The organism is Pseudohaemophilus paraphrohaemolyticus, from assembly GCF_003253115.1.
Classification (GTDB): Bacteria; Pseudomonadota; Gammaproteobacteria; order Enterobacterales; family Pasteurellaceae; genus Haemophilus_A; species Haemophilus_A paraphrohaemolyticus_A.
On sequence record NZ_QEQF01000012.1, the window covers coordinates 21917 to 32110 of the forward strand.

Below are 10194 nucleotides of genomic sequence, written 5' to 3' on the forward strand. Positions count from 1 at the left end.
CTCCTTTTTCGACCGCTATTTTTCCGCTCGTAACTTCGCCAATACTGCTTTCATTTTTTTATCTAAAGGTGCGGTAATCACCATCTCCTCACCCGTTCTGGGGTGTTCAAAACGGATAGAATAAGCGTGCAAGAACAGGCGATTTAAGCCAATTTGTTGTATTTTTTGGTCGAAATCACGGTCGCCATATTTATCATCACAAGCAATCGGATGCCCTGCATATTGAGTATGAACACGGATTTGGTGCGTTCGTCCTGTTACTGGCGAAGCTTTCACTAAAGTGGCAGAAGGGTAGCGTTCTTCAATAGAAAAACGGGTTTCCGACGGCTTGCCCGCTTCGCTCACTTTTACCATTCTTTCACCGCTTGCCAGTTCATTTTTGAGTAGTGGTGCTTTCACTACTTTGACGTGTGATTGCCATTGCCCTCGTACTAATGCTAAGTAATCTTTTTGTACGACTTTTTCACGCAGTTGCTCGTGTAAATTGCGTAATGCTGAGCGTTTTTTAGCAACGAGCAGAATGCCCGATGTATCTCGGTCGATACGGTGTACTAATTCTAAAAAACGTGCTTGCGGACGTAACGCGCGCAAGGCTTCAATTACGCCAAAACTCAAACCGCTTCCGCCGTGCACGGCAATGCCAGAAGGCTTGTTGATAACTAACATCACTTCATCTTCATACAAAATTTGGCTTTCTAGTTCCGCCACTTTGTTGAGTTTGGTTGAAACGGGCACTTCGTTTTTCTCTGCCACACGCACAGGTGGCACACGCACGACATCATCTTCTTGAAGTTTGTATTCTGGCTTAATTCGCCCTTTATTGACGCGCACTTCGCCCTTACGCACGATGCGATAAATCAAACTTTTCGGCACGCCTTTCAGTTTCGCCAAAAGAAAGTTATCCAAGCGTTGCCCTGCTTCATCATCGGAAATGGTGAAAAATTGCACGCTGGCACTGATTACTTTTTCTGTTGTCATAAAATGTGAAATTTAGAGATAATATTACTTTAAATTCTATCACAAACGCCCTCTTTTTCGGGCAAATTCAACAAAAAGGATCAAAAATGTCAGAAACAGCTCAAACAGCAACGCAAAATATTGATGTGGTGGCGACCACAGAAAAATTACTTCAAAAAGTAGATACAATGAGTATTGATGCGATTTTGCACGATTATTTAATCCCTTACGGCACCAAAATTGTGCTTGCGATTGCAATTTTTGTAATCGGCAAATGGCTTGCTAAGGCGATTAGCAAACTGATGAGTAAGGCAGTGTTAGCCTCAACCAAAGACGAAATGTTACAAAGTTTTGTCCGCTCAATCAGCTATTTCTTGCTACTTTTAATTGTGGTTATCGCCTCGCTTTCTCAAATTGGCATTAACACCAGCTCTCTTGTTGCACTGATTGGTGCAGCTGGTTTGGCGATAGGTTTGTCGCTACAAAATTCGCTACAAAATTTTGCAGCAGGTGTAATGTTGTTAATTTTTAAACCTTTCCAAAAAGGCGATCAAATTGAAACGGGTGGCACAGTCGGCACCGTGCAACAGATGGGTATTTTAGTACTTGAACTTCGCACTTCAGATAACAAAACGGTATTGATTCCCAACGGTAGCGTATTCTCAAGCAAAATTACCAACTATTCAGCAAACGACACTCGCCGTTTAAATTTTGTGTTTGATATTGCTTATGATGCGGATCTAAAAAAAGCGAAAGAGATTATCAGCCAGATTCTTGCCAATGAAAGCACTATTTTACCGACACCTGAGCCAAGTGTATCGGTCAGCGAACTGGCGGCGAGCAGTGTGAAATTAGGGGCTCAAGGCTGGGTTACGACCGCCAACGCTTCATCCACATATAGCCGTATATTAGAAGAGGTTAAATTAGCCTTCGACGAAGCAGGCATTGTCATTCCATTTAACCAATTGGATGTGAATTTGACCGGAACGGATAAATTATAAATGGATAAAACCTTGGAGAAATCTAAGGTTTTGTTTTAGATAAAGGGATTAAATAACTCTACACCCATATGCTCAAAATCTTTAGTATTTCACCTTGCTGGGGATCTTTTCTTTCCATTCCTAAAACACCGCGTTCTAATTCCATTATCACAATGAGATTTGTGTAGATTTGTTCAAGGGAGATGGTACTAAGCCACTCTTTTACACCGATATTACATTTACCAAACTTAAGGCCACGAATTTCACTAATCACATTTGTATCAAATAAATACATTTAAAACTCCACAGGGCGGTGTTGTGCTTTTGAACGCGGTGGTATTTCAAACTCAATATCTACACAAGCTGGGTTATCATCAGCTAAGAGATCCGCAATACTTTTCTTAGATGCATAATCCCGTTTTTCATATTCGGAATAGCCCATTAACACAAAATAGACTAGAAAATAATCAATAAGCAAACATAAATTTCTTACAACTCTTTTGGCATTTTATTTTCTGGCGTGTAGAATAATCCAATAAGGAGAAATAGATGGCAGATTACCCAATTGACTGTGTGATGGCGTTTGATAAGCAGGCTTATCAAGCGATTGATAAGTTGTTGGCGGAAGAAGGTATTAAACGCGATCCGAATTTGGATTACACCTGTGCAATGTATGATGAAGAGGGCGAGATTATCGCCACGGGCAGTTGTTTTGCTAATAGTTTGCGATGTTTGGCAGTCTCCTCAGCACATCAAGGCGAGGGGCTGATGAATGCGATTGTAACCCATCTTATCAATGGACAGTACGAACGGGGCAATCCACATATTTTTCTCTACACTAAATGCAATTCAGCGAAATTTTTCCAGAGTTTGGGCTTTTATGAGATTGCTCGCATTGAAGGTAAGTTGGTTTTTATGGAGAACCAACGCAAGGGATTTGCAAATTATTTAGCAAATTTGGCCGCTTGTGTGCCCGAACTAAAGCCTGAACAGAAGATTGCAGCGATTGTGATGAATGCCAACCCGTTTACGCTAGGGCATCAATATTTGGTTGAAAAGGCATCTCGTGAGAACGATGTTGTATATCTCTTTGTAGTTAGCGAAGATAAAAGCCTCGTGCCGTTTGCGGTGCGTAAGCAGTTGGTGCAAGTAGGTGTAGCTCATTTGCCAAATGTGCATTGCTTGGATACCGATTCTTATATGATTAGTTCGGCAACGTTTCCAAGCTATTTCCAAGAAAACGAAAATGCGGTGATTGAGAGCAACGTATTGCTTGATTTGCAGATTTTCAGCCAGATTGCTAATGCATTAGGTATTCAACGTCGTTATGTAGGTGATGAACCTTTTAGTCGTGTGACGAATCTCTACAACCAAATTATGCAGGCGGAATTGCCGAAAGTGGGGATTGAGTGTGTGGTTGTGCCTCGTAAAGCGAATGAAGGGCAAGCGATTAGTGCCTCTAGCGTGCGTGCAGCAATACAAGCGGGCGATTTTGCAAAAGTTTCTGCAATGTTGCCTGAGAGCAGTTACCAATTTTTATTGAGTGCGGAAGGGCAGAAAATCGTGCAACGCATTCAGCAAGCAGAGAACGTGATTCATTATTAATTTTTAAGGGGATAAAAATGGCTTTTAAATATAAAGTGATTGGTTTTGACTTGGATGGCACGCTGATTAACACCTTGCCAGATTTAACGTTGGTGGTGAACTCGATGTTCTTAGAGCACGGTTTGCCAACGGTTACGCAAGAAAAAGTGCTCAGCTGGGTGGGTAAAGGTGCAGATATTTTCTTCCAAAATTCGGTAAATTACACAGGAAAACTGTTTGATGCAACGCAGTTAGTAAGCCTACGTGCGAGTTTTGATAAGTTCTATGCCACTTATGTCTGCGAAGAGAGCACGCTTTATCCGCACGTAAAAGAAACGTTGGAAGCCTTGAAAGCTAAAGGATTTACGCTAGTAGTGATTACCAACAAACCAACCCATTTGGTTGAGCCTGTATTAAGTGCATTTGGGATTTATTCGCTCTTTAGTGAAACCTTGGGCGGGCAATCATTGCCGAAAATTAAGCCAAATCCAGATCCGATGTGGTTTATCTGCGAAAAATTCGGTATTCAGCCAAGCGAATTGCTTTTTGTGGGTGACTCTGAAAATGATGTGATGGCCTCAACAAGAGCAGGTTGTGATGTTGTTGGTTTAACTTACGGCTACAACTATAATGTGCCAATTGAGCAAGCAAATCCAACATTTGTGACGTCAAACTTTGCAGATGTGTTAGATATTGCGACAAAAGAAATCTAATTTCCGGAGGTGCGAGAGAGTAAAAAAGAGTGTTTTTGTCTAAAAAATGCTTATTTTGGACTTAATTTGTGCAGTGTTAAAGATGTTTTTAAAAATATGTTTGACTTAATTTTAAGATTCTCTATAATGCACTTCGTTATTCAGTTTTACTGAATGATGCAATGAAAAGTTGCCCGAGTGGCGGAATCGGTAGACGCAAGGGATTTAAAATCCCTCGCCTTTCGGGGCGTGCCAGTTCAAGTCTGGCCTCGGGCACCATTTAAATTACCAAATATGCGGGAATAGCTCAGTTGGTAGAGCACGACCTTGCCAAGGTCGGGGTCGCGAGTTCGAGCCTCGTTTCCCGCTCCATTTCTTAAAAGAAAATAAATGATAGCACCTTAAGGTGCTTTTTTTATATCTATAATTTTTCTGCTTGTTTTCTTATTTCCTTAAATTTTTAACCTCTTTGCTTCATTCCTTGTTTAGGCGTAGCATAATGGTATTTGTTTTTATTGATGAGGAATATAAAATGTCAAAAACACTCCAACAAAAAGCGGACGAAGCCCGCAATATGTGTAAATTAAAAGGCGATTCAATGCTAGATAACGCCGATCGCCAAATTGCTTTTGAGGCTGTTTATGATAGCGAAGCACAAGCCCAACAAGCGGTGGAATATTTCACCCAGAAAGCAAGAACGGTGGAAACCGAACCTTGCCAAATTAGATCAGAAATCACACCGCTTGCAGAGGGCTTTTTAATGAAGATGTGGATTGAATTTAGTTGCCAAGCAGAAGTGGTGTTATTTCAAATGGCGGTGAGATAAACGTAAAAGGCTGAAATGATGTAAATGCATCCTTTCAGCTTTTGTTATTGTCATACTAGCCCTTAAACATCGGTAGCTTTTCTGCCATCGCCAACAAATGGAAAATTGCGGTGCAGATGCCGAAAATAAAGACTAAAAAAACGACTGCTTGATTGCCTCTTTTTGTTTTGTAAGCCAGCCACGCAGGGATAATACAAGTCCAAAGTGTTGCAATCGCACCCGCATAGCCAATCGCTTTTAAAAAGCCAAGTGGCGAGAGCAGCGAGAAAATCAATGGCGGTAAAAAGGTAACCGCCCAAGATTTGGTTCTGCCCGCTTTATCATCAGAAAAGCCAAAGAAATCCGCCAAGAAATCAAAAGTACCAAGTCCTACGCCAATAAATGAGGATAAAATCGCGGCAATCGAAAAAGCATGCAAGGTTTGCGAAATTTTCCCCACTTCGATCTGTTCGCCAATATGTTGTAACAGCACGCCTAAATCGCCATTGCTTGCCAAAATTGGGGCAAAATTCTCACGTGGCAATACACCAAAAATGCTGATAATCCAGAGTAAATAAAGTACCAGTGCAATAAAAGTGCCGCCCGCAATCGCCCATTTTGCCTTGCGTTCTTCGCCATAATAGGCTCGCATGGAAGAAACTGAGTGATGGTAGCCAAACGAAGTCAGCGCAATCGGCAACACCGAAAGGCTGTATTTGGCATATTCGCTGTTCTCATTCGACAAATCCCACAGCGTGTTCAAATCAATATGGCTAATCAACCCTGAAATGCTTAAGCAGAATGAAATCGCCATAAAGGAAATCAGCACAATTGAGATGCGATCAACCAAATGGGTGGAGTACCAAACGAAAAATGAGAAAATCGCGACGAAAATGACCGACCAAATTCGACCGCTTGCCTCACCAAAATCAAGATATGGCTTGGCTAAGTTTTGCAGAATATCGCCTGAAGCCGTGATATAGGCGTAGAGCAAAATACCGCCGACAAAATAGACTGCCAGATTGTTAATAATGTTAATAGGCTTGCCTAGCACCGCTTGGGTAACAGTGTTAAAAGAAGCGCGAATGGGGTGGTCTTGATATACTTCCAGCAATAGCCAGCCTGAGAGCATCATCGTGATCATCGTCAGCGTAATCGCCGCGAGCGTCCAGCCCGTCCACGCCCCCGCACCAGATATCGGCAAACCGAGCATTCCCGCTCCCACGCAAACGCCCGTAATGATGCACGCACCACCAAAAAGAGAAGGTTGTTTTTTCACAAAAATTCCTATCAAAATAAAACGCAAGCGGTCGTTTTTGGTAATCTTTTTCGGCATTATGTAGCAGTTGCACAAAGTCCGAAAATTGACTAAAACCGCATTCCAAATTAAGTGCCTTTCCTAGATGATCTTGCGAAAGGCATTTATTTTTCCTGAAATTCTACGCGATTTTTCACGCAAATTCTTCATTTTCCGTTACTTTAGACGTGATAAATCCGCTCGACCGTGATTTCGGTAAGCTAATTATCCCTTTCTATTTAAATTTGATGAAATATCGCTAAGGCTATTGCAATCTACGCAGCTAACAGCATTTCATCGTACTTCATTTGTTCTTCTAGTCGCTTGAAGTAGTTTTGTGAAATTTCTTCGGGGGCAAAGGCTTTCATTCCGATTAACTCACCTTGACGGTGATTTCCTTGCCAGTAACCGACCCACTCTTTGAGTGGCAATACCCATAGACAGCGTTGAAGCACGTCGGAGAATAATTCACCATTCGATTTTCTACGATTGTCTGACATAAATGCCGCTTGATTGGCGTAATGTAAGGCGTATTTATTATCGGTTTTGTGATGTACGCCACGATGTAAATCGCGGAAACGTGCGTTAAAGGATTCTGCAAGATTATTGTTTATGCCTTTGGCACTAAAGGCTTCTTGATGGTTTACCGACCAGCGTGTGTAATGAAAATCAAGATTGTTGTAGGCAGGGTTTTCATCACACATAATATCACTACCTGCTTTTACAAAACGTTGGTTCAATGCAAAAACTGTATCGGTATTTTCGTTGTAATCCATTGCCACAATAGTACGGTTTGAACCCCACATTTGTTCATCATTAGCAGAGCGTTGATTTAGGCTAATAATGCAGCGTTTAGTCGGTCTAAATTTGGGAAATTTCCGTCCTTTTTCGTCCGCTTGTTGGCGTTGTTTGTGGTTGTTCTTACGGAAATTAGTTGGGCGTAGGGTAAAGTTAATCCACATTCCATCTTCGTGAACTTCGCCTGACAATGAACTTAAATCGCGCGTTTTAAATAAGGCTTCGCGAACTTTCCCGCAAAGTACAAATGCCGTTTTGTAATTCAAATGGAGAAGGCGACTAACATCAATCGAACTGATGCCTTTTGAGCAACTTACCATCATCACAAGGACCGCAAGAATATCGACTAATTTAACCTTATGAAAAGCGAAAACAGTATTTGTAGTGATATAGAAATGGCGTTCGCAATGCTTGCAGCACCAACGTTTACGAGATTCAAGGAAGTAGGCTTCGTGACGAATGCCACAATGCGGACAGCATACATCACAAATATTATCAGGGTTTCCCCAACGGTGAGTTTTTAAAAGGTGAAAAGCATCTTCTTCTGTAAGTCGTAAAATATCTTTTAAGTTGATGTTTTTTGATTTGCTTGAAAGTAAATAATGTTGAGCCATTGCGAATTTCCTTGTGTAGTACAAGGTATTCGAGACTGGCTAAACGCCAGACACGAAAAATCGCCCACCTGAAAATCTCAAGTCGGCTCAAAGCGTTTATGCCTCGAATACCGTATTACTCACAAGGAACTTGTGGAAAAGCTCATTTAACAATGAGATAAATTGCGAGTGTTAAAAACAGAAAAATCCTGCTGCCTACACATTCGCACACACCCATTCAGGGGTGAGGCTACATTTAAAGTTGCATTCTTTGGCTAGTTGTATCATTTACAGGGAAAACTTCCTTGTAAACTCAGTTAAATGTAGTCCTTTAAAGTGTTTTCGTCAAACAAAAAAGCAACCTCTTTTGAAGTTGCTTCCGAGTGTTATTTATTGCCACTCTTCTTCGTAATCCTATTATAGGATTTTCACCAAATTTATTCGATTCGGCGTTGTCTTATACTGCTCTAATTACGATTGAAAAAATGACAAAATTTGCCTCACCGATAGCAGTGATTAGCATAATTAATATATATAGCAAACCAACTAGATAAAGTTGAAGAAGATGCTTGCCGTTTTATACAATTATATTAAATGAGCATATATAATCTTATTTCTACCTCTTAGATGTAAAAACTTTTCAGCAGATGAAAAATCTTCATAATTTTTAGAGTTTTGTAATTTATTTCCTTTGGTTACATTGTCAATATGTTTAATTGATATAAAACGATATGAGAAACCATCAAAAGGAAGGTTTAAAGATGATTTATGTCTAAACAAATTAGAAAAATTACTTATTATAGCTTCAATATATTTAAGGATACAAAAGCCACCTTTTAATTGAGCAATAATATGTTCTTCACTATGAGATGAAGATTTTAGTTCAATTATAAATATAGTCTTATTTTCTGAATCAATTAGAAGATAATCTGCTTTCTTGCATAAATAATGTTCAAAATCTTTTTTATTTTTGCATTCATCATCACTAGAGCTAATAAAAATATTCCTAGTTTCTAAGAATTTTTCATCCAGTCTAATTAGAATGCTCTCTTGAGGAACATTTAAAAAAGTAAAAGTATACAACAACCTTTCATTCTCATCCATCTCAAATAATTGCAAACAGATTTTCCCATCTTTTATGTAAGGCGCTTCAATTATTTCCTTTCTGGTTACCTTTTTTATGTACTCTAACATACTAAAACCTAAATTTCTGAAGAGAACGCAATTTCATCCATAATGTTATTCATATCTTGAATTGTATCGTCAAAAGTTGGAAGTTTGATTCCATCTATGTCATTAATTTCGCAAGCGTATAAGTTTACATAATTATCTTGACTTTTTGATAAGAATACATTAATTCTCGTTAAGTCCAGTAAACTATTTAACTCATATTTCACATTGGATATTTTATTGATGTTTGGTAAAATATTTTTTCTACTATTTAATATACATAAAATAGATAATTCTTTTATAATATAATCACTATGTGTTGTAATTAATATTTTTAGACCGCAATTTATTAATTTAGCAAAAAGTCTAGCTAACTTCCTTTGGTTTTCTGGATGTAGATTTAATTCAGGTTCATCTATTATTATTAGATCGCCCTCTTCTGCAAAAAATTTCAAATAAACACCTAAATCACATAAAGAACGAATAGAGCTAGAACTTTCCATCATTGATAACTCTAAGCTCTCATTATGAGGAATAAATCTAACTTCTTCATTATCATCATCAATTAAATATTCCCCACCTATTAAATCCCTAAACTCATCAAGAAGATAGTCGTGCTTTTTTATAAATGGGCTTAATTCTCTATATGTAAAAAATAAATCTTGAACAAACTTAAGATTATCTCTTATTGGTAAAGGATATGCACTAAATTTGTTTCTATTAGTTCCAGCAAATAAATCCTTAATAGACTTTTTGTTATAGAAAAACTCATCATAAACTCTACTTCTGGATAAGGTTATTTCCTTTTGAAAAAGTGAAATACCGCTTCTTTCAACGCTAGAAATAAAAGCATTTGGTATTTTATTTAGAATAACTTCCCTTATTATAGCTTTAATTTCATTATTAATTGCGAAATAAAGTAAATCATAACTTAGCTCATCTTTATTTTTTAAACTTTCATTTTCTACACTTGTTTTTATTATAGAAAAATATTCATCCTCTTCTCTTTTTTTTATTTCAATTGCAAAACCGCCAAGAAAAGAAAGTCTATTAAAATGAATATCTTTTATATTAAAGTCATCTAATAATTTTAATGAAGAATCATTAAAAGCTTTATTTTTGCTAGAGAATAAATTAGGTATAGTTCTAGAGAGTTGTTGTGTCAAATCATCTTTAACAAAGTCTTTTAAACGATTTATTGATATTCTTACTTCTTCATCTTTAGAAGTCTCAAAAATCATTAAATCATCTTTAAAAAAATCTGATGTTTTAAATCTACGATTTTCAATAAAATCCATAAATCCATATAAAGTATACG

The 10194-nt window shown here is 38.3% G+C and carries 11 protein-coding genes and 2 tRNA genes; 6 read left to right on the forward strand and 7 right to left on the reverse strand.

What is annotated here, in order from left to right; translation table 11 throughout:
* Positions 1-15: 15 nt before the first annotated feature.
* Complete coding sequence (rluC, locus tag DPV92_RS09445; RefSeq protein ID WP_111354650.1) at positions 16-978, reverse strand: 23S rRNA pseudouridine(955/2504/2580) synthase RluC; 963 nt, start codon at positions 976-978, stop codon at positions 16-18.
* An 86-nt stretch (positions 979-1064) separates the two neighbouring features.
* On the opposite strand from rluC, the gene DPV92_RS09450 reads away from it, so the two are divergent.
* The gene (locus DPV92_RS09450) at positions 1065-1958 is read left to right on the forward strand and encodes a mechanosensitive ion channel family protein (protein ID WP_111354651.1); all 894 of its coding nucleotides are present in this window, start codon (positions 1065-1067) and stop codon (positions 1956-1958) included.
* A gap of 58 nt (positions 1959-2016) precedes the next feature.
* On the opposite strand, the gene DPV92_RS09455 is transcribed toward DPV92_RS09450, so the two are convergent.
* Positions 2017-2232, reverse strand: coding sequence for a PIN domain-containing protein (locus DPV92_RS09455; RefSeq protein WP_111354652.1), 216 nt, complete (start codon positions 2230-2232; stop codon positions 2017-2019).
* On the reverse strand, positions 2233-2415 hold the full coding sequence (locus tag DPV92_RS09460; protein ID WP_111354653.1) for a hypothetical protein: 183 nt from the start codon (positions 2413-2415) through the stop codon (positions 2233-2235).
* Between the two features lie 71 nt (positions 2416-2486).
* Here DPV92_RS09460 and citC point away from each other — a divergent pair, with 71 nt between their 5' ends.
* The 5 genes from citC (at position 2487) to DPV92_RS09485 (ending at position 5039) form a co-directional block, all read left to right on the forward strand.
* Positions 2487-3542 carry a [citrate (pro-3S)-lyase] ligase gene (gene citC / locus DPV92_RS09465; RefSeq protein ID WP_111354654.1) on the forward strand — a complete coding sequence of 352 codons (1056 nt, stop codon included), beginning with the start codon at positions 2487-2489 and terminating at the stop codon, positions 3540-3542.
* Positions 3543-3559: 17 nt separating this feature from the next.
* Positions 3560-4234, forward strand: a complete 675-nt coding sequence (locus DPV92_RS09470) for a phosphoglycolate phosphatase (protein WP_111354655.1) — start codon at positions 3560-3562, stop codon at positions 4232-4234.
* A 171-nt stretch (positions 4235-4405) separates the two neighbouring features.
* A tRNA-Leu gene (locus DPV92_RS09475) sits at positions 4406-4492 on the forward strand.
* Positions 4493-4509: 17 nt separating this feature from the next.
* Positions 4510-4585: transfer RNA gene (locus DPV92_RS09480), tRNA-Gly, on the forward strand.
* 160 nt (positions 4586-4745) lie between these two features.
* On the forward strand, positions 4746-5039 hold the full coding sequence (locus DPV92_RS09485; RefSeq protein ID WP_111354656.1) for a YfcZ/YiiS family protein: 294 nt from the start codon (positions 4746-4748) through the stop codon (positions 5037-5039).
* Between the two features lie 55 nt (positions 5040-5094).
* Here the strand turns inward: DPV92_RS09485 and DPV92_RS09490 are convergent, their stop codons facing one another.
* From DPV92_RS09490 to DPV92_RS09505, 4 genes are all read right to left on the reverse strand, one after another.
* A complete protein-coding gene (locus DPV92_RS09490) occupies positions 5095-6297 on the reverse strand; it encodes an aromatic amino acid transporter (protein ID WP_111354663.1) in 1203 nt (400 codons plus the stop codon).
* A 293-nt stretch (positions 6298-6590) separates the two neighbouring features.
* Positions 6591-7727, reverse strand: coding sequence for a transposase (locus DPV92_RS09495; protein WP_111354657.1), 1137 nt, complete (start codon positions 7725-7727; stop codon positions 6591-6593).
* A 564-nt stretch (positions 7728-8291) separates the two neighbouring features.
* On the reverse strand, positions 8292-8900 hold the full coding sequence (locus tag DPV92_RS09500) for an SH2 domain-containing protein (RefSeq protein WP_111354658.1): 609 nt from the start codon (positions 8898-8900) through the stop codon (positions 8292-8294).
* A gap of 8 nt (positions 8901-8908) precedes the next feature.
* A partial coding sequence (locus DPV92_RS09505; protein ID WP_225791986.1) for an AAA family ATPase occupies positions 8909-10194 on the reverse strand: 1286 nt, incomplete at its 5' end.